The following is a 20,311-nucleotide window of genomic DNA, read 5'->3' as shown; positions in this document are numbered from 1 at the left end:
GTCAGGGAGATGACGAACACAGCCGTCGGGGTGCCGATTGCGCGTTGAACAATTGCTCGACGGTTGTGCAACGTCGGCATATCTTCGTCGTCATGACGGCGACCATCGGCTTCCGACCTACTGTAAAAGATGAAGAGATCATCAAGGCCGCAATGCGCAGCGGCGAACGCAAGAGCGACGTCATCCGGCGGGCACTGCAGCTGCTGGAACGGGAAGTGTGGATCAAGCAGGCTCGCACCGACGCTGAGCGGCTTCGAGACGAGGACGTCTCCACCGAACCGGACGCGTGGTGATGCGCGGAGCGGTCTACCGGGTCGACTTCGGTCATGCGAAGCGCGGGCACGAGCAACGCGGGCGGCGCTACGCCGTGGTCATCAGTCCCGGCTCGATGCCGTGGCGTGTCGTAACTGTAGTACCGACGTCGACACAGGCCCAGCCTGCGGTCTTCCGCCCAGAGCTGGAAATCATGGGTGCAAAGACACGGTTCCTGGTGGACCAGATCCGGACGATCGACATCGTCTCTGTGCATCGTCTATGTGCATGGCGATCCGGTCGACTATCTGGACCGTGACGAAATGGCCGACGAAATGGCCGAGTGGAACACGCCGTGGCGCGATACCTCGGTCTGTGACGGGGGTCTCTGTGATGGCTGTAGCCCGAAAATGGGCCGCCCACCCGGCCCATCAACTGGTGGAGCTAACTGTCATATTCAGGGAGTCTTCCGTGTCATCCGTACGCCGTTCAATCCGAGTTGAAGACCAGGATTGTCTTCCATAGGTCGAGCCACTTTCCGGCCTCGGTAGGTCACTCGGGCACCGCGACTCCGCCGATCGCGCTCCACTCCGCGAGCGCGTCTCCCACGCGGTCTTGCACACACACGCCTCCGACACGTTTGCGTACCGCGCCAGACCGCGCAAGTGGGTCCGAGTTGAGTCCAGTGGGTGTTAGTTAGGCTGCCGTCGTTGCGGCCTCCTCGGCGGGTTGTTCACTCGACTTTGCGTGATGGCCGACGCCGGAAAAGCAGGCCCTACGCCTCCGTCGGATCTGGATCCGTGATCACGTGCAGATGGGTGATCCCGCCCTGGTTGACGCAGTCCTGCGCGAGGTCGTGCACCTGTTGATGGAATTCCGCATCAGAGGCAGCCGTGTAGATCGTCGACCGCACTGGCGTGTAGCTCGATAGCGGCGTCGAGGCCCCGTCGTAAATGAATCCGTGCCCGTCGATGGTCAGTACCGCGAGCGGCCGCTCGCCTGTCCATGCGACGCCTACGCATACGTCGTACTCCCCGTGGTGCAGTGCTGCTGCTGTTGCACGGGTGAGGGCGGTGAAGTCCGCGATGGCGGCTTCGATCCCCCGGGCCTCGACCTCCCAGCCCTCAAAGTTCTCACCACTGCTCTTCCTGTGCCCGCCGACTGCCGCCGCCAGGGTGACCGATCCATCGTGGTGCACACTCGCCCACGCCTCCCGCCACCGCGAACTTTCGCCGGTGGCATTGTTGGGTGCGACCCACCGCCGCAGGCCCGGCCGCGGGTTGAGGCGGTCGATGTTCTCGAGAGGATGTATACCGTTGCGGTTTGAGTACGTGAGCGTGATCTTCTCCGCCTGCTTGAATATCGCTTGCGCCTCTTCACGCGTGGGGCGAACGAGCGCGCCCGGTATGCGCGGATGCGCGACGGCAATCAGCCACGCGCGGTTCGCGGTGTCACGGCCCGCTGTGGCCTCGACGTACAGCGAGTCGATCAACTCATTGGACCGGCGCTGCTCATCGAAGCGTGCCCGGTACGTCGCTTCGATCTGCCGCTCCTTCATCCACACTGTGTCGGCGTTGTTCCGGACCGGAGCGCCGAAATACTCGCCTCGGTAGATCAGGTGCGGGCCGTCCACACTGGCGGGGACGATGACCGCCACCGCGCGGGGATTGGTGCCCAGCTGGTGGATCTCGAGTCCGAACACCGGCGGTGTGATCGCCGTGATCGCAGCGCTGTGGAGGGCGCGCTCGTGGACTTCGTTCAGAATCCCGGTGTCTTTGCGGCCGGTCGCCGCCTTCTGGTCCTCTTCGACGCCGTACGCGATCACGCCGCCGCCACTGTTCGCCATGGCCGCAATGTCCTTGGGGAAGTCGGTCTGTGGGAGGCCCTTCGCGGGCGGGAGCTCCGACTTCCAGTCGAGGTCGTCCGTCTCGACGACGCCCGCTGTGATTGCGGCATCGAGGATCTCATCAGTCAGCGCGCTCGGAGCGAGACCGAGACTACGGTGCAGGGCGGTGAAACTCACCGGACAAGGGTAGGCACTCGTCGACCACATTCTTCGTCGGAGCTGAGGGCGAGTCTGGAGTCGTTTGGCGGACGTTGCGGGATTGGGTCTGGCACCGCTTCCTACGCGGGACCAGCGCGCCGCATTAGGCGGAGCTGACGCGGTGGCTGTGATGCGTCCTACCGGCGGATTGAGGCTTCCGGGATGGTGCTGCGAAGATGTCGCTCGCTCGGAGTAACTTCCCTCACCGTGCCGGCCTTCGCTGACCTCGTCGTCACCCTTGCCGCGGACCCGCGCGTACGGGGCAGGCAGTTCGAGCACATCTGCCGCTGGTACTTGATGAACGACCCGCAGTACCGAACTGCCCTTCGACAGGTCTGGCTGTGGGACGACTGGCCCGGCCGGTGGAGCGCGGACGCCGGTATCGACCTGGTCGCCGAAGACCAAGCAGGGCGGCTCTGGGCGATCCAGGCGAAGGCGTACGACCCGCAGTACGCCGTCACCAAGGCCGACGTGGATACGTTCCTGTCGGAGTCCTCCCGGGCCGTGTTCTCCTACCGGTTATTGGTTGCGACCACCGACAAGCTCAGCCCGAACGGCCGCAGGACAATCGACGCCCAGGAGAAGCCGGTCGGCATCGTCGGACTCAGCGACCTGCTCACCGCCGATGTCAACTGGCCGGCCAACCCGGGGCGCCTTCGGCCCTCACCGCCCCCGAAACCCGCTGAGCCCCATGGCTATCAGTGCGAGGCGATCGACGCCGTGGTTACCGGCTTCGACACCGGCGGCCGCGGGCAGCTGATCATGGCGTGCGGCACCGGCAAGACACTCACCGCGCAGTTCATCGCCCAAGAGCTCGACGCGCAACGCACCCTGGTACTGGTCCCGTCGCTGTCGCTGCTCAAGCAGACGATGCGGGTGTGGCAGACGCAGGGCCGACGGGGAGTCGAGGCGCTGCCGGTGTGCTCGGACGAGACGGTGTCACGCAATGAGGACATCCCCGTGGAACATGTCAGCGAACTGGGCCTACCGGTCACCACCGACCCCGCCGAGATCGCCGCGTTCCTCCGCAAGCGGTCCGGTCCCCGCGTCGTGTTCTGCACCTACCAGTCATCGCCGCGGATCGCCGACGCGTTCAGCCTGGGCAGGGTGCCAGCGTTCGACCTCATCATCGCCGACGAGGCGCACCGATGCGCGGGGCCGCAGTCCTCGGACTTCTCGGCTGTGCTCGACGGCGACCGGATCAGAGCACACCGGCGGCTGTTCATGACCGCCACGCCGCGGTACTTCACCGGCCGGGTCATCAAGGCCGCGGGCGAGGAAGATCTCGAAGTCGCCTCGATGGACGACGAGACCAAGTTCGGCCCGCTGTTCCACCGGCTGGGATTCAGCGAGGCCATCCGCCGCAACCTGCTCACCGACTACCAGGTGGCGATCGTCGGGGTCGACGACGCCACCTACCGGGCCTACGCGGACAATGGCACCCTGGTCACCCGCGATGGTGAGGAGATCACCGACGCTCGCTCCCTGGCCGGGCAGATCGGCTTGGCGAAGGCGATGCGCAAGTACGACCTGCGGCGCGTCATCAGCTTCCACTCCCGGGTCGCGAGAGCGCAGGGGTTCGCGACCGAGATGCCCGACGTGATTGGCTGGATGCCGGCTCGGCAACGCCCTGCCGGCGGACTGTGGTCCCGATACGCGTCCGGGGCGATGACGGCTGGCGAACGCCACGTGCTGCTGCAACGTCTGCGGAGCCTTGACGACGGCGAACGTGGGCTGCTCGCCAACGCGCGGTGCCTCGCTGAAGGGGTGGACGTCCCCACCCTCGACGGCGTCGCGTTCATCGACCCGCGGCGTTCCGAGGTGGACATCGTCCAGGCGGTGGGTCGGGCGATCCGCAAGGCGGACGACAAGACGGTTGGCACCATCGTCATCCCCGTCTTCATCGACACCGAGGCGGATCCCGAAGCCGCACTGGACGATTCCGTGTTCGAGCCGGTCTGGGATGTGATCAAGGCGCTGCGGGCGCACGACGACGACTTGGCGGAGCAGATCGACACGTTGCGGCGGGAGATGGGACGCCGCGGTGGTGGTGTGCCGAAGCTGCCGGACAAGATCCACCTCGACGTGCCCGTCCATGTCGGAGCTGCGTTCGTTGACGCCTTCGACACCAGGCTGGTGGAGCAGACCAGCGGGCCGTGGGAGTTCTGGTTCGGACTGCTGCAGCGCTACGTGGACGAGCATGGGACGGCGCTGGTGCTGCAGGCGTATGTGACTGATGACGGTGATCGGCTCGGCACGTGGGTCACGACGCAGCGGCTCCAGCGATCGAAGGGCCGCCTGAGCGAAAAACGGCAGGATCTTCTGGACGCTCTGCCCGGATGGAGCTGGGATCCGAAGGCGGATCTGTGGGAGGAGGGGTTCCGGCACCTCCGGGAGTACGTCGCCGTGCACGGAACCGCGGGTATTCGCGACGACCACGTCTGCGACGACGGGTACCGGCTCGGAAAGTGGGTCGGGAAGCAGCGCACGAAGTGGACGACCCTGCCCGCTGATCGCAAGCAACTTCTGGAGGAACTCCCGGGCTGGACCTTCGACGCCCGCGCGGCGCTGTGGGAGACGTCGCTCACCGCGCTCGCTCGCTACGCGGCGGAGAACGGCCACGCGAACCCTCCCCGCGGTCTGCTGGTCGATGGCATCGACGTGGAGTCGTGGATCCGTCGCCAGCGACGCACCTGGGACCAGCTCACCGAAGAGCGACGGCAACGCCTCGAGGCCCTGCCGGGTTGGACGCTCAATATTCGTGACGACAAGTGGGACACGGGCTATCGCCACCTCGTCGAGTGCGTGGAATCCACGGGGAGCGCACAGGTTCTGCAGTCGTATGTCGCCGACGATGGGTACCGGTTGGGAAAGTGGGTCAGCGTCCAGCGGCGCATCTGGGACAAGCTCAGCGAAGACCGGAGGCAGCGGCTCGCACTGCTTCCGGGGTGGACGCTGGATGCGCGGGGTGACTGGTGGGAGGACTGGTTCCGCCGGCTTGAGGAGTACGTGGCCGAACACGGCGACGCGCGCGTTCCCCAGCAGTACGTCTCTCCCGACGGCACCAAGCTCGGGGCGTGGGTGGCGAATCAGAAATCCACCTGGGCGTCGATGCGCGACGATCGCCGGCGGCGACTCGAACAACTCCCCGGGTGGACGTTGGACAGCCGAACTGCGTTCTGGGAGGACGGGTTCCACCACCTCTCGGAGTACACGAAAGAACACGGCTCCGCACAGCCGCCGAGCAACTACATCCGGGACGGCTTCAAACTCGGGACATGGGTCAACACACAGCGGCAGAACTGGGCCACGCTCGACAACGACCGTCGGCGCCGCCTGGAGCAGCTTCCCGGGTGGACGCTGAACATCAAGGTCACGCAGTGGGAGGAGGGCTTCGAGCACCTCACCGCCTACGTCGACGAGAACGGCACCGCGCTAGTGCCCGCCGACTACATGTTCCACGGATTCAAGCTGGGCCAGTGGGTAGCTGTGCAACGGTCCGGTTGGGACTCGCTCCATGCGGATCGCAAGGAGCGGCTCGCGACGCTACCGGGTTGGGCTGTGTCGGTCCGGGACGCCTGGTGGGAGGGGGGCTACGCGCAGCTTCAGCAGTACGCCGACGAGAACGGCCACACCTGCCCGCCCCAGAGCTACGCCAGTGCAAGCGGATTCAGGCTCGGCTCATGGGTCGCAACGCAGCGGCAAAGCTACTCTAAGGGACAACTAAGCGAAGAGCGCCGGAAGCGGCTGGTCACGCTGCCCGGTTGGGAATGGAAGCCACGATCCGGTCCCCGTAACCAGTCTCGGGATCGATGACGGCCTCGACGTCGCCTACGGAACTCTCGGCTGGAGGGGACCGACAGATCGTGGCGGCAGAACCGCCGTCTCCAAGACCTACCGGGCCAGCTGGATGAACAGCGCCCGGCTGAGTCCCGGCCGGTGGGAAATTGACGCCCGCGCGGCGTGCCTGCACACGGCGGGCAGCGAACCTTGCCTACGCTTCGGACGAGGCCCACAAAGATGTGGGATCAGGAGGCGGAGCCGTGAGCGGTCGAGGCTGGGGACCCTGGTCCCGGATCAAGCTGGAAGCACTCTCGGACTACCTGAACGCGTTCACCCGGGCATCGAAGACGGCGAAGTACACGCTGTACCTCGACTTGTTCGCCGGCGCCCCCGACAACTTCGAGCGCGGCACCGGCAACGTCATCCTCGGTTCCGGCCACCGGGCGCTGTCCACGGACCCGGCGTTCGATCGCGTCGTGCTCTGCGAGCTCCAGCAGCGCACCGCTGAGACCCTGCGGAAGAAGCTGGAGGCCGCGCACCCGAACCGTGATCTTGTCGTCCTCCCGGGCGATTGCAACGTCGAGATCCCGAAGCACCTCAACACCTACGACTACAGCTGGCGGCGCGGCGCGGCGGTGTTCGCCATGGTCGATCAGTTCAGCGCCGAAATCACCTGGGACACAATCCGATACCTAGCGAACTGGCGGCAGAACAAGCGGGGTTTCAAGGTCGAGTTGTGGCTCTATTTCGGCCACGCGCTGCTGCCCCGAGGCCTCCAGTTCACCGGCGACGAACCCGACCCGGAGTACGCACAGCGGGTGGACCGCATGTTCGGCACGCCCCAGTGGCGTGAACTGTGGCTAGCACGGCGAGATCAGGTGCTGAACGCCGAGCAGTTCCGCAACGAACTGGTGAACCTCATGCGCTGGCGCCTGGAGAAGGAGCTGGGCTACGCGACGACGATTCCACTCGAGTTCACGAACACGACCGGGCATCCGATCTACACCGTGATCTTCGCGTCAGCGAACGCGACCGGCAACAAGATCATGGAGTCGGTGTTCGCTAAGCATGGTGTAGCGCTTGAGAAGATGCGCACGACCAAGAAAGTCGAACGTCGCGTCGCGAAGGACAGAGACGAAGGCCTGTTCGGGGCAGCCGAACTCGTCGAGCTGACCACCAAGGCACCCGTCCGTGAACCGCTGGCACCACCCGTCGAACCGATGCGGTACGTGCCGAACGACGACCACGCCTAACCGGTTGCGGCAGTGGGCATCTCGTCCCACAGCTGACCGTCGAGCTCGCGGCCGAACGCCTTCGGTGTGCGGCCGCCCCACTGCTTGAAGAAGAACGGCACACCCTCGTCGTTGCAGGCGTCGCGGATCCCGCGCGCCCAGGACAGCTCCATCGGCCGGTACCGGGGTCCGGACTCCCCGCCCGCGATCACCCAGCCGATGCCGGAGAGGTCGATGCCGTCGAGCGGGCCGAGGAGCGGCTCGCAGGACAGGAACCTAACCGCGGCTTGGACCTCACGGAGGTGGTCGACGCGGCTGAGGACGTCGGCGTTCTCGACGGACACGCCCATCCAGAGGTTGTCCGGCCAGTCGAGCTTGTCGGCGAATCGGCGTAGGCGAAGGCTGCGCTTGGTTAGCACCTGGTAGGTGTGCTGCGGGGTGTCCCGGCAGACGTCGAACACGTCGCGGATGAAGTCGAGTGGCACCCGGGCGTGGAACAGGTCGGACATCGAGTTCACGAACACGACCCGAGGCGTTCGCCACTTCAACGGTTCGCCGAGCGCCTGCAGGTGCACCGTCACACCGAAGCCGGGGCCGGAGGTACGGGGGTCACCATCGACCTGGTACTTCGCCGAGCCCATCGCCTTGAGCCGCTTGGCCAGCGTCATCGCGTAGCAGTGGTCGCAGCCAGCGGAGACGCGATCACAGCCGGTGACGGGGTTCCAGGTGGCCTCGGTCCACTCGATCGCCGAACGATCCGCCATCGGGGCCTCCCTCAGCTCTGGTCCTATGCACTCGTCACCCTATGGTCCGGCACCGACATGTGCGGCGATGCAGTTGTGGCCGGTGTGTCGCAAGTGGTTATTTTGCCGTACCCCACCGGGTACCCGCGGGGTTCCGATACGCGCCGAATCCGGCACGGTGTGGGAAATATGGCTCGTGAATCCAGTAATGCGGTGTGTATTCGAAAAATGAAGACTCCGACGCCCTTGCGGGTGCGGCCAGTCACTCCCGGCGCTGCCCTCTCCGAATACGCGTGACGAGTTCGATTTCGGGCCGCTCGGTGTCGCAATCGAGGTGCCGTGCGAACAGCGCGGTGGCGAAACGGTCGAGTTGGTCGTGAAGGTCGCGGTTCTTCTGGCGTAGTTCGGCGATGATCTGCCGGTCGTTGCGGACTGCTGCGTCGTTGAGACTGTCGCCCCTCGTCAGGTTCGCGGTGAGCCGTTCGAAACGGCTGTTGAGCCGGTAGCGGCTGTTCTCGGTTCGGTCTTGAACGAAGGCGCGGGCGACGGCGTCGTGGCTTCTACCGGTGATCGCTTCGATCTGCCGTTTCGTGCGCGGCATGTCGGCGCTGTTCTCAATCGTGGTGATGGCGTCGGCGATGGCCTGCATCACGGCATCGCTGACGCGCTTGCGGGTCGGGCTAGGCATGTCCGTTCTCCTGGTCCAGATCGTCGTCGTAGAGGTCGTCCGGATCGTCGGCGGCCATAAGTTCGCGGCGGATTCGGGCGAGGTTTGCGCGGTCTCGGCGCATCTGCTCGATGAGGGCCGGATGGCCGCGCTGTTCATCGAGATATGTGTCGATGCGGTCGATGGCACCGGCGATCACGCCCATGTGCGCTGGCCGCAGTAAGGCGTTGGTGCAGTCGACACCGACGCATACGTGGTCGCCGAGCTTTGGGCGGTCGCCGCCGCAGCTACTGGTTGCCGGGTTCCACATGCAGTCGTTGGTGAGCCCCAGATGAAGTCGCTCCGCGAGCATCGCGGTGAGCCGATCGGCGCGGTCAGGGTTAGCGATGATCTGTGCGCGGAACCCGGTGACATGGTGAGCTGCCGGCCCGGCCACAGGGCTGTCGTCCTGCAGCAGCGCGGCAGCGTCGCGGTGCAGGACGCGTTTACGTTCGTCGTCCATGAGGCGCACGGCGCGTTGCTGTCCGTCGCTCATGTACCCGGTGGTCATTCGCCAAGCGCTGTGTCCCAGTTGGATTCCCAGTCCGAGTTCGGCTCCTGGGCGGGTGGTGGCGAAGACGCTGAACGCACGTCGGAGGGAGGTCGCGTTGATGGCTTGGCCTTTCGGGATCGCGATGTGTTCCAGTCCGAGTCCGCGTCCACGCCCGGGCCGTTGTGCGGGGTCATCGTTGACGAATGCGATGAGCCTGGCGATGTCGCGGCTGGGAATGTAGGAACCGGCGTTGCGACTGCTGCGGGCGAACAGGTGTGTGTCGTGTCTGGCCAGGTTGCCCAGCACCTCGACGGTGCGGATTACGGGTCGGGGTGCCCACCATGTTCGGCGCTCGCCGCCAGGATTGCCGTTGCCCTTGTGCTGGATACTCTTGAGGGCGGAGAGACCGTCCTTGGTGGTGTGGCTGTCGCGTGTCAGTTCCTGGATCTCGCTGTCGCGCATGCCGGTAAGGCTGGCGATCAGGACGTAGCACGCTGCGCGGAGCACACTTTCGAGATATTCGGTTTCGCCGAGGCCCAATTCCTCCACCCACGTGCTGCTTGTCCCGTCCGGGTGAGAGACGACGGCAGTCGGCGCGTGCAGTCCTCCGAAAGTCGCCCGCTGCGGGTCAGCCGCAGCGGTTGCGATGAGTGCCGCCGCGTCCGGCATGTATTGGTGGCTCGCCCGGTTGAGGACATTGGCGTTGATGCCGAGAAGTCGTTCCAGCAGTGTCGTATTCGGCTCTCCTCGTTGGTGTTTGGTGCGGCCGAATCCGGTGTGAAGCGGCAGTGGTCCACCCTGTTCGGTCCAGTGGAGCAGGGCGTTGTAGGCGTTTGCTCCAGCTGGCCCCCTTGGCTCCTTCGGAAGCGCAGCACGAATCTCGGCGGCGGCGATGATGTCATCGCCGAATCGGTCGACGATGATCCATGATGCAGTGATGAGCGGTGCCCAGGTTACCCACGGGAGGGGCGGCGTGGTGTTCTCGGTGTGCGTGACTTCACCGCTGATGCTGGCGGCGCTGCGGCCGGCCCAGGGGAAGAAGGAAAGGGCATCAGGCAGGACTGCCTGGCACTCTCGGAGCAATCGTAAGGCGGTGACGTAACCACGGATACTCGTCGCGCCGAGTCCAACGCCGCCCGCCCGATGCTGGCCGGTGCGAAGGTCATCGAGGAAACGATCGGCGTCGGCCTGCATCCATTCGGCGAAGCGGGCGATTCCGTTGTCCTCGGACCACTTGGCGATCACGACAAGCTTGCGAAAGTAGTCGTATAACCCTGCTGGTGGTGTTCCATCGCCGCGGCGGACGACGCCCGCCTCTACGACGACTTCGCGGTCGGGGGCTGCGACCGTCATGAGAACGTTCTTGAAGGTCGTGCGGTGCCTATCCGGAGCGCTGGCGAAGTGAATGTAGCGCTCTCCCATGTTGACTCGGTTGGCTACAAGGGCGAGATCCCACGGTTCGTCGCCATAACGCGGACTGTCGGAAAGATGGGGCCAAACGCGCATCGCCGCAACGAAGGGGTTCCTCCACGACGTGGCGGAGCTTCGCGGGAAGGTTCCGGCGGTCATGAGTCCGCGTCTTCCTGAATGCCGCGCATGTCGTTGAAAACGCCCGCGTCGATGGGTGTCAGATTCGCCCGCTGGCGAGCTTGCTGGACCTGCTCGGGGGTAAAGGCGGGCAGCACTACCTCAGTGATGGTGTCGTAAATGGGTTTCCAGTGCGTCTGCCAGGTTCTTGGGTCGGCGGCGCGGTCGGGATGTGCCATGTCCTGGATCGCGAGGGCGGCTGGCAGGTGGTGCAGCGTGATGAGAGCGTTGGGGCATGCGAAGCAGGTGCCGGTGATGGACTTGGTGCATACGGTGCCTTTCTTCTCGTAGGGGCTGTCGAGGGGGTCGCGGCACCCGGCGTGCGGTCCATCGAGTTGGCCAGCCACAAGGGCGCTGGCGGTGCCCGGGTCGATGCCGGGTGCGTCGACTCCGGCTCGCATGGCCTGTTCCGCGTCCGGGGTCACGATGGTGGGACCGCCGATGGCGCTGTCGAACATGTCGTTGACGCTGTCGATGAGAATGCGGCCGGCTTCGCCGCGGAGAACAGTGCTGTTGGTGTAGTGACCGAAGAAGGTCTTCGCGGAATGGCGGCGCCCGTTCGCCAGGTAGGACTTGGGGTCGGCGAGCACTTCGCGGGTGGTGGCAACCTTGCGCAGCCGTGCCCATTGGTTCGGACCCGATAGCGGAAGGCTGTTCCGCGCGGCAATGGCAGACAGTAGGTATGGATCACTCCGCCAAGGTGGTTGTTTGATGATGTCTCGTTCGTCTTTCATGAGGATGAGTAACGGATTGCCGGAGTCGGCGCGAGCAGCGGCGTTGAGCATCAACGCCCATCGAAACGCGGTGAACGGTGCTGTGTCGCGGCGGGCGTACACCTCGTCGTAGGTCTCATGTGCGCGGTTCTTGGTGTACCGCACCCGGAGCAGTTCGATGAGGTCGTTCTCGGCGAGGTAGCCAAGTCTGTCGATCGGTGACAACCCAGTCACGTTGTCCCCCGCTGCATGGACGGCAGTGACTTCGATGTCGTGAACGGTCAGGGCGCGAAGTACCTCTGGTGGCTCGCCTGTTGCGAGACTCAGCAGCACGTGCGTGGCGGTCTGAACGTCGATGTCGCTGATGCCCCGGTCCGGCAATGCCAGAGCACTTTTCACCTTCTGGTACGCCCACCGGCGCCACGCCCGGGTCTCCTCCTCGCCTAACGCCGGAATTCCCTCGTTGCGGTGGTGCCACAGGCGCGGTTGTCGCGCTAATCGATCGGTGACCTCGGTATGCAGCGCACCAGGGTGGTCGTCTTCGTGCCGTCGGAGGAGAGCGAAGACATGGACAACCATGCGGTAGGCGGTGTCTGACTGCGCCTTTCGGTGGCGAGCCAGCATATTGAGTTCCCAAAGGTCCAGATGTGCCCGGCGCAGATCGTGCACGGCGAATCTGCTCTTCTGGTCGTCGGTCAGTGGCAACGTTCCCACCGACCGCAGCAGGTCCAGGAGTCCGGAGGTCAGTGAGGCTTCAAACCGGGCGAATTCCTTGAGCACCTGGACCCAAGTCGCGGCTAACTCGGTTGCGATAACCGGCGTTTCGAACGAGGCAGGCTTGATGGTCTTGGACCTCTTGTCCCCATAGATGGACCATTCGAAGGTGAACTGGTCAGCGTTCTGTACAACCGGCGGCACAGACTCAATGGGACCATCTGGCGTCGAGTAGGAGCCCCTCATCGGATGTCTACTCCGGTTGGATCGGCCTCGGGCTCATCCCAGTCGTCCTCGATCGACTCCGGGTCGGGGCCGTAGTCGTCATCGGTGTGGCCGACGAGTTCCGCTGCGGTCGCTGCTAGGGCGGTCGGGACATTCTCGGTCCATGTTTCAGCGGCGTGGAGGTAGTGCATGGTGGTCTTGACGCTGGCGTGGCCGAGGAGTTCCTTCACGGTCAGCACCGGGTTCGCCAGCAGCAGGTAGGGATCTCCGGCGCGCTGCCGTCCTTCTTTCATGAGCGCGGCGAGCATGCGCACGGCGTAGGAATGTCGCATCGTGTGCGGTGTGACGTGAACGTGGCGTGGCGGTTGATCTCGGTGGCCGCAGCGGCGTACGCGCTCACGTGCATCGGCGAAGAGTTGGTTCCAGCGTTCGAGTCCAGGTGGGAGTCCGCTGCGGGACACGAACAATGCGAGTGGGTCGATGGTGCCGTCGTCGAGGAGCCGGACGGCTTTGGCGCGATGCTTGTTGGTGAACCGGACCAGCGGAATGCGCTGGGATCCAACAGCGACGTAGGGCTTTCCCCGCCGCTCGAACAGATCGTCGATCACCAGTAGTGAGCCGTCACGGACCTTGGCGCGGAGGCTGCGTTGGGCCGACTGCACGATGCGATGTCGTTCACTCTGGCGGTAGAGGTCGGCGGCGTGGGCCACCTGCGCGGTGATGTAGATGGATCGGACCACCTGCTTCTTGCCGAGCCGGTCGAAGACGTGGAGGGACCCAGCGCCCATCGTCTCTGGGACCGGCACCTCGACGTCGAGGAGAAATGCGCACTCCTCACGTCGTAGGCCTGTGGTTGCGAGTAGCAACCCGTACACATAGTCCCGTTCGGGGTAGCCGGGCGCACCCTCCCTGTCGTAGCCGTCACCGCGGAGGCCGACTTCGAGGAAGTGCTTGGTCTGGGCCGCCTTGAGGAAGCGTGCTTGACGCTCGCGCCACGTCCGGGAGATGAGGGTGTTGCGGTTGTTGCGGCCCCAGCGAGGGATCGGGTCTTTCTCCATCCAGCCGACCTGGGTCGCGAAATAGAAGAAGGAGGAGAAGCAGCCGAACTCGGTGGCCAGCGTGGTGTCCTGGACTTCCTGTTGGCGGGCATCGCGGTAAGCGGTCAGATCCTCGGTAGTGGCGGCGGTGAGGTCCACCAGTTGCCCGCCGCGGCGCGCCCGAACGAACCGGAGCAGCCGGGCGAGGTGGTATGTGTGAAAGGTCCGCAGGCTGTCGAGGTCATAGGCGCGTTGACGCCACGCGGTCAGCAGGTAGGTGTTGAGTCGGTCGCAACCGTTCAGCGAGCCATCGTCGTCGACGATGAACGGCAGTCCGTCGGGAACATCGTGTCGGTCGAGCGTTTCCACAACCGATGACCACGGGAGCGATGCCGCGCCATGGGGAGCACGCAGTGTTTCGCCCGCATGGGCGCTTCTCTGGACGACGACTATCCGCATGAAGAAACCTCCTTGCCGACTGTGCATCCAGTGGTACTCCACGGGTATGACACTTCTGCTCGTCGGCAAGGAGGTTCTCGATATGAAGTTATCTGTACTTCAAAAGTGGAGCTGCCGGGAATCGAACCCGGGTCCTACGGCATTCCCTCAAGGCTTCTCCGTGCGCAGTTCGCTATGCCTCTGCTCGGATCTCCTGGTCACGCGAACTAGCCAGGACGACGATCCCAGTCGCTGTTGGTGTCCCGACGAGTCCCGCGACCGAACTCATCGGTTGATCCCTCTAGCTGATGCCAGGGTCCGGGTCGAGGGCGGTCCCGGTCTGACAGACTAGCCGTCGCTTAGGCAGCGAGAGCGTAGTCGCGCTGATGTGAATCGGCGCTTATTTGGTTGCAACGACGCTTACGGTGGTCTCTTGCCTGCACCGGCACGCTTCCCTTGATTCGATGCGCGAAGTCGAAACCGTTCAGCCCCATGTCTTCGAGCACCCTTGCCGGCATCCGGCAAGACAATCAATGGTACGCGTCTACCAACAACCGGCAACGGGATTATCTTCCCGATCAGATCACGAAATTCAGACGCTTCACGATCTGCCCGGCGAGATCCTCGTCGCCACCGAGTTCCACATCCTGGCTGCGGGCAGAGCTCATCGGACGACCGCCGGCGAGCCTGGTGAACTGCAGTCCATCCAGCCGGATGGTCGCGGTCGGTTGTTGTCCGCCGAAGTCTTCGACCACCTGCGCCCGGCCGTCGACGCTGACCCGGATGGTACGGGCCAGGGGGCCGGTCAGCTCGAACAGCACCCGGGAGCCCGCAGGTGCCTTGGCCAGCTTGCCCACGACGAATCCCATGCTGGTGGACATCTCGTCGAGAGACAGCTCGCCAGCCTGACCACCCAGCTCTTCGTCGGAGGACGGCTGCTGCAGCGCCTGGCGGATGTCCTGTTCGTGCATCCAGCAGTCGAAGGTGCGGATCCGCATGAAGCGCCCGTAGGTGTCGGGGCCTGCCGGCGTCGTGGTCGCCGCGTTCCAGTCGGCCTCCGGCATGCTCTCCAATGCCTTGCGGCGTTTGGCGGTCACCTCGCGGAACCGCTCCAGCAGACTGGTGCCCGACTCTCCGCCGAGATGAATTACCCAGCTCTCGTTCATCACTCCGATGGGATTGCGCACATGCTCGAGTGTGGAGACGTCGATGTCGGCCTCCGGTGCGCCGATGCCGAGCAGGAAGGACTCGGTACCGATGATGTGCGACACCACCGCCTTGACGTCCCACCCGGGCAGCGGGCTCGCCGCCTGCCAGTCCGACTCGCTCAGTCCGCCCAGCAGCGCATCGAGGGAGTCCCATACGGCGAACAATCCCGCCAGGACGTCGGGCTTGTCGAGTTGGGTGAGAGGACGATCGGCCATGGACGGATCGTAGGCCGGTCAGCTGAACAAGCGGAGGCCGACCCGAAACAAGATGAGACCGCTGAACACCAGCAAGCCGCAAACCGGAAGGATCCCCACGGGCCAGGCAAAGATGGTGGCCCACGCCCCGGCAAGTACTGCCAGTAGCGCATGAAGGACGCGGAGGGACACGAGGCGGTGCTGTCGCAACACCGAACTCAATACCTGACGCGGGACAGACCGGAGAACCCAGACAAACACGACGATCAGCGCCGTAGTGAGCAACCCGGCAAGCAGGCGCAGTGGCGCCGTCGACTTGCCTTCGCTATGCATCTCCACCACGACACCAGCGATGAATCCGAGGACTCCGGCGGCGACCGTCACCACTTGGAACACCCTCTCCAGCACCGCGGCAATATTCCGGCGGGCTAGGTCTCCGATCTCCGGGTTGCCGCCCGCGGCGGCGAGGAATCCCCGCAGAGCGTGCCCAAATCTTCGCCGATGAAGTCCGTTGACGGCCAGGTTGTTCAGGGCTTCGCAATTGCCAGGGTCCAGCGCCAACGCAGCCCGATACGACTCTGTGGATTCGGGGATGCGGCGCAAGTCGTGCAGGATGGAGCCGCGCAGTACGTGAGCGTCGGCATCATGGGGAGCAAGCCGTACCGCCTGGTCTGCCGCATACAGGGCGTTGGGCAATTGCCACGACTGCTGCAGCAGCCGCGCGTAAGCCAGGTGCACCAGTGGTTCATTGGGATGCGTGAGCACGGCCTGCCATGCCACGCATAAAGCGTCCCAGCTGCGGCCAAGCGCATCCAGCGATGACGCATAGAGCCGCATGGCGAATTCGTTCTCTGGCGCAACGGCCAGAGCGCCATAGGCACTCCACGCCGCGCCCGCATAGTTGCCCAGCGCATGTTCGGCTTGCGCGTGGCGCACCAGCAGCCTTGAATCATGTGGATCTGTTGCCAGCGCACGGCGCAAGACATCCCGGGCCCGCTCATAATTTCCCGTGTCGGCGTAGGCGCTGGCGATGTGGACAGCTTCGGCCACGTGGTCAGTGTCCGTGTCCGACATCACCGAATCTTCCTGCGCCGCAAGTACTTTGCCAGCTCATCGTAGGTGCCGTCATTGTTGGCGAATTCGACGACGTTACGCGCGGTTTCGAACCAAGGTCCAGCGCTGGGCCGGATCTGCGCCATGGCCGCGTGCACATCGGCCATCATCACCGGACGAACCTGCCCTCTGCGCATCGAGTCGGCCATCGCCAATTGCGTGGCGCTGTCGCAAACATGCGCCAGATCAGCACCCGAGAACCCTTCGGTGCGCCCTGCGATCGCGGCGGGGTCGATCCCGGCGATCGGCCGATCCTTCAAGTGAAACCGGACTATCCCCGCCCTGGCCTCGGCATCAGGTAATCCCACGAAAATCATCCGGTCGAAACGCCCGGGCCGGCGCAACGCCGTATCGACATCCCAGGGGGCATTGGTGGCGCCGAGCACATAGACACCCTCGTTGGTGGACGTGGCCGAGTCGAGTTCTTCCAGCAGGGAATTGACGACGGTCCGCATGCCCGAGCCACCGCTCAGCGCGGAACGACGGTGCCCCAGCGCATCCACTTCGTCGAAAAACAGCACGCAAGGCGCGTTGCGCCGGGCATTGTCGAACATCGAGCGGATACTCCGCTCGCTGTCCCCCAGATAGCGGTGCAGCACGTCGGCGATTCCTACTTGATAGAAACTGGCACCCAGTTCGCCCGAAACCGCCTTGGCGATATAGGTTTTCCCGCATCCGGGAGGCCCGTACAGCAACAGCCCGCCGCGGGCGGACACCTGGTATGCCTTCATCAGATCGGGATTGCGCAGCGGTCCCAGTAGCGAAAGTTCCAGTTGCTGTTTGACGTCGGCCATGCCCGCGACATCGGCCAGCCGCACCCGGCTGCACTGCAGTACGTCGAAATCGCTCTCGTCGAGGGCATCGGGGGACGCATCAACGAACGCGGGCTCGATGATATCGGCGACTTCTTTTTCAGCAATGGACCAGTCGAATCCGGCATCGGCGGGCGCTTGCTGCTCAGCAGGGAGCGGCTGCACCGATGCTGCCAGCGCGGCACTGCACCGCTGCACCAGGCTCAGCGCGCCCGCGTTGCCGGGGTCTTGGCTCAACGCCGCGCTGCAGTGTCCCAAGGCTTCGGCGTAGCGGCCCCTGTCCGCCAACAAGGTAGCCAGATGTAGACGTAGCTCGACGACTTCGGGGCTGCGCTCCACCGCCGCGGACAATTCCCGGATCAATGGGTCTTCAGTCACGGCCATCCCCCGTAGGTACCGCCAGGTTGCAGCTGCACGCCGGTCAGCCCATGCCCTTGGCGCGGCGGCCCAGTTCCCGGACGACCTCGCGCTGGGCATCGCGGCGAGCCATGTCCTGGCGTTTGTCGTGGGCGTGTTTGCCGCGAGCCAGCGCGAGCTCGACCTTGACCTTGCCGTCGGTGAAATACAGCGACAACGGCACCAGCGCGAAGTTGCCTTCGCGCAGCTTTCCGATCAGGGTGTCGATCTGACGCCGGTGCAACAGCAACTTGCGGTTGCGCCGCGGTTCGTGGTTGGTCCAGCTGCCGTGCTGGTACTCGGGGATGTGCAGGTTGCGCAGCCAGATTTCGCCGTCGTCGATGGTGGCGAAGGCGTCGACCAACGACGCGTGTCCCTCGCGCAGGCTTTTCACCTCGGTGCCCTGCAGAGCCATCCCGGCCTCGAAGACCTCGATGATCGAATAGTTGTGCCGGGCCTTGCGATTGGTGGCGATGATCTTCCGGCCGATCTTCTTGCCGGCCGTCTTGGCCTGCTTGGACTGCCCGGCCATCGTTACCGCCGCACGTAGATGCGCAACGTCGCATAGGCCGTCAGCGCGGACATCGCCACGCCCAACAGCACCAGCCACGGCGCGATGTAGAGGATGTCGGCGTAGTCCACGCGGGCTATCAGATTGGCTTGGTAGAACTGGTTCAGCGCGTTCTCCAAGAACATCGCCCGCACCAGGATCAAGCCACCGATGGCGATCAGCACGCCGACGGTCGCGGCCAACATCGCCTCCACCAGGAACGGCAGCTGGGTGTACCAGCGGCTGGCCCCGACCAATCGCATGATGCCGATCTCGGTGCGCCGCGTATAGGCCGCGACTTGGACCATGTTGGCGATCAACAAGACCGCGCCGATGGCCTGGACGAGCGCGACGGCAAACGCGGCGTTGCTCAGCCCGTCGAGCACTGCGAACAGCCGGTCGATCAGATCCTTCTGGTTGAGTACCGACAGCACCCCGGGCTGGCCCTGCATCGCGGTGTCGAAGTCCTTGTGCTGCTCGGGATTTTCCAGTTTGACGATGAACGACGCTGGGAAGGAGTCTTTTCCGGCCACGTCCTTGTACTGCGGGAATTTCCGGATGGCGTCGTCATAGGCCTGCTGGCGGTTGAGGAAGCGCACCGCCTTGACGTCGGATCGCTTTTCGATCTTCTCGCGCAGCGCTTTACACGGGTCGCTGTCGCAGGCGGGATCGTTGGCGGAGACGTCGTCGGTCAAAAAGACCTGGGTTTCGACCCGGTCGAGGTAGATGGCGCGGGAGTTGTCGGCCAGCCGGACCACCAGCAGGCCGCCGCCGAACAGGCCGATCGAGATGGCGGTGGTCAGGATCATCGCGATCGTCATGGTGACGTTGCGACGAAGGCCGGTCAGGACCTCGTTGAGCAGGAAGCCGAAGCGCACTTAGCGATCCATCCCATAGACGCCGCGCTGTTCGTCACGAACCAGCCGGCCCAGCGACAACTCGACGACCCGCTGCCGCATCGAATCGACAATGTGATGGTCGTGAGTGGCCATCACCACCGTCGTCCCGGTTCGGTTGATCCGCTCCAACAAATCCATGATGTCCTTACTGGTGTCTGGGTCGAGGTTGCCGGTGGGCTCGTCGGCCAGCAGTACCAGCGGCCGGTTCACAAAGGCGCGGGCGATCGCGACCCGCTGTTGTTCGCCGCCCGAAAGCTCGTGTGGCAGCCGGTTGGCTTTGCCCGACAATCCCACCGTCTCGAGCACCTCGGGCACCACCCGGTTGATCGCGTCGGTGCGTTTGCCGATCACCTCCAGCGCAAAGGCGACGTTTTCGTACACGGTCTTTTGCTGTAACAGCCGGAAATCCTGAAAGACGCAGCCGATCACCTGACGCAGCTTCGGGACGTTTCGACCGCGCAGCTTGTTGACATGAAACTTCGACACCCGCACATCTCCGGATGTCGGCGTCTCGGCCGCCAGCAACAGCCGCATGAACGTCGACTTGCCCGAACCCGACGGGCCGATCAGGAAGACGAACTCACCCTTGTCGATCTTGACGTTGACGTCATCAAGCGCCGGACGCGCCGACGATTTGTACTGCTTGGTGACATGGTCCAGGGTGATCATCACGGCACGCCAGTGTAGCGGTGAGTTTCGCTGCGAAGCGAAATTCAACTGGCCGGGGGCGTCGAACTGGGCGACGGGCCCGGCCCGGGTTGGGGTGACGGCTCCGGTGTGGTCGGCGTCGTGGTCGCCGGGCAGAACGGCGGCGGCAGCAAGCACGGGGGCGACCAAGGCGTCGGCGTCGTGGTCGTGGTCGTCGGTTCCGGCGTCGTCGTCGTCGCGGTGGTGGGCGTCGGCCGCACCCGAGTGGTCACGGGTGGCGCCACTCTCTCCCGCGGCACCCAGGTGTAGTCGGGATCGGGCACAAAGCCCGGCGGCACGACCTGCGCAGGCCTTGCGGGGGCCGGTTCCGGACGGTAGGTGTCATAGGTCCACCACACCGCAAGAAACACGATGATCAACACCACCGTCGACGTGCGCACCCGACCACCGAACAGGTGGCTCGGGGTGCGCCGTGCGTCATTCCCGTCGCGCCTACCCAGCACGTTGGGCCACAAGTTCATCA

Annotated in this window: 15 protein-coding genes, 1 other RNA gene and 2 pseudogenes; 3 read left to right on the top strand and 15 right to left on the bottom strand. The window is 64.7% G+C overall.

Translation table 11 applies throughout. The features are described 5' to 3' along the window. Positions 1-5 precede the first annotated feature (5 nt). Positions 6-328: pseudogene (locus tag EET10_RS07655) on the bottom strand (hypothetical protein); the annotation flags it as partial. On the opposite strand from EET10_RS07655, the pseudogene EET10_RS07650 reads away from it, so the two are divergent. Then, positions 287-631 (top strand): annotated as a pseudogene (locus tag EET10_RS07650) (type II toxin-antitoxin system PemK/MazF family toxin). The pseudogenes EET10_RS07655 and EET10_RS07650 sit on opposite strands and share 42 nt — an antisense overlap. Positions 632-1,027: 396 nt before the next feature. Here EET10_RS07650 and EET10_RS07645 read toward each other — a convergent pair. After that, positions 1,028-2,275: an AlbA family DNA-binding domain-containing protein gene (locus tag EET10_RS07645; RefSeq protein WP_122502028.1), complete on the bottom strand. Its 1,248-nt coding sequence runs from the start codon at positions 2,273-2,275 to the stop codon at positions 1,028-1,030. Positions 2,276-2,503: 228 nt separating this feature from the next. Between EET10_RS07645 and EET10_RS07640 the strand changes: the two genes are divergently transcribed. Continuing rightward, positions 2,504-6,112, top strand: coding sequence for a DEAD/DEAH box helicase (locus tag EET10_RS07640; protein WP_246013614.1), 3,609 nt, complete (start codon positions 2,504-2,506; stop codon positions 6,110-6,112). A gap of 206 nt (positions 6,113-6,318) precedes the next feature. Then, the gene (gene tcmP, locus EET10_RS07635) at positions 6,319-7,332 is read left to right on the top strand and encodes a three-Cys-motif partner protein TcmP (protein ID WP_342774141.1); all 1,014 of its coding nucleotides are present in this window, start codon (positions 6,319-6,321) and stop codon (positions 7,330-7,332) included. Here the strand turns inward: tcmP and EET10_RS07630 are convergent. The 13 genes from EET10_RS07630 to EET10_RS29515 form a co-directional block, all read right to left on the bottom strand. After that, entirely contained in the window at positions 7,329-8,075 is a 747-nt protein-coding gene (locus tag EET10_RS07630; RefSeq protein ID WP_036404088.1) for a DUF5131 family protein, read from the bottom strand. The genes tcmP and EET10_RS07630 overlap by 4 nt on opposite strands. 241 nt (positions 8,076-8,316) lie before the next feature. After that, on the bottom strand, positions 8,317-8,703 hold the full coding sequence (locus EET10_RS07625) for a hypothetical protein (protein WP_246013613.1): 387 nt from the start codon (positions 8,701-8,703) through the stop codon (positions 8,317-8,319). Positions 8,704-8,734: 31 nt separating this feature from the next. Beyond that, positions 8,735-10,606, bottom strand: a complete 1,872-nt coding sequence (locus tag EET10_RS07620; protein WP_246013612.1) for a hypothetical protein — start codon at positions 10,604-10,606, stop codon at positions 8,735-8,737. Positions 10,607-10,818: 212 nt separating this feature from the next. Beyond that, positions 10,819-12,471, bottom strand: a complete 1,653-nt coding sequence (locus tag EET10_RS30630; protein WP_246013611.1) for a hypothetical protein — start codon at positions 12,469-12,471, stop codon at positions 10,819-10,821. Between the two features lie 38 nt (positions 12,472-12,509). Next, positions 12,510-13,988, bottom strand: coding sequence for a tyrosine-type recombinase/integrase (locus tag EET10_RS07605; RefSeq protein ID WP_036404094.1), 1,479 nt, complete (start codon positions 13,986-13,988; stop codon positions 12,510-12,512). A 103-nt stretch (positions 13,989-14,091) separates the two neighbouring features. Then, positions 14,092-14,459: a transfer-messenger RNA gene (gene ssrA / locus EET10_RS07600) on the bottom strand. A gap of 86 nt (positions 14,460-14,545) precedes the next feature. Continuing rightward, positions 14,546-15,391: a maleylpyruvate isomerase family mycothiol-dependent enzyme gene (locus tag EET10_RS07595; protein ID WP_063466366.1), complete on the bottom strand. Its 846-nt coding sequence runs from the start codon at positions 15,389-15,391 to the stop codon at positions 14,546-14,548. An 18-nt stretch (positions 15,392-15,409) separates the two neighbouring features. Beyond that, complete coding sequence (locus EET10_RS07590; RefSeq protein ID WP_122502024.1) at positions 15,410-16,444, bottom strand: tetratricopeptide repeat protein; 1,035 nt, start codon at positions 16,442-16,444, stop codon at positions 15,410-15,412. Next, positions 16,444-17,673, bottom strand: coding sequence for an ATP-binding protein (locus tag EET10_RS07585; RefSeq protein ID WP_167480145.1), 1,230 nt, complete (start codon positions 17,671-17,673; stop codon positions 16,444-16,446). Before EET10_RS07585 ends, EET10_RS07590 begins: the two co-directional genes overlap by 1 nt. 43 nt (positions 17,674-17,716) lie before the next feature. Continuing rightward, on the bottom strand, positions 17,717-18,223 hold the full coding sequence (gene smpB / locus EET10_RS07580) for an SsrA-binding protein SmpB (protein WP_036404100.1): 507 nt from the start codon (positions 18,221-18,223) through the stop codon (positions 17,717-17,719). A gap of 2 nt (positions 18,224-18,225) precedes the next feature. After that, on the bottom strand, positions 18,226-19,119 hold the full coding sequence (gene ftsX, locus EET10_RS07575; RefSeq protein WP_036404102.1) for a permease-like cell division protein FtsX: 894 nt from the start codon (positions 19,117-19,119) through the stop codon (positions 18,226-18,228). Beyond that, positions 19,120-19,809 (bottom strand): cell division ATP-binding protein FtsE, encoded by a 690-nt coding sequence (ftsE, locus tag EET10_RS07570; RefSeq protein WP_036404372.1) that lies wholly within the window; start codon positions 19,807-19,809, stop codon positions 19,120-19,122. Positions 19,810-19,853: 44 nt separating this feature from the next. Further along, on the bottom strand, positions 19,854-20,309 hold the full coding sequence (locus EET10_RS29515) for an Rv3103c family proline-rich protein (protein ID WP_081260279.1): 456 nt from the start codon (positions 20,307-20,309) through the stop codon (positions 19,854-19,856). Between the last annotated feature and the right edge of the window lie 2 nt (positions 20,310-20,311).

The organism is Mycobacterium pseudokansasii, assembly GCF_900566075.1.
In the GTDB taxonomy this organism is placed as follows: Bacteria; Actinomycetota; Actinomycetes; order Mycobacteriales; family Mycobacteriaceae; genus Mycobacterium; species Mycobacterium pseudokansasii.
Note: the sequence above shows the minus strand (reverse complement) of the source record. Positions and strands in the feature narration are given on the sequence as shown.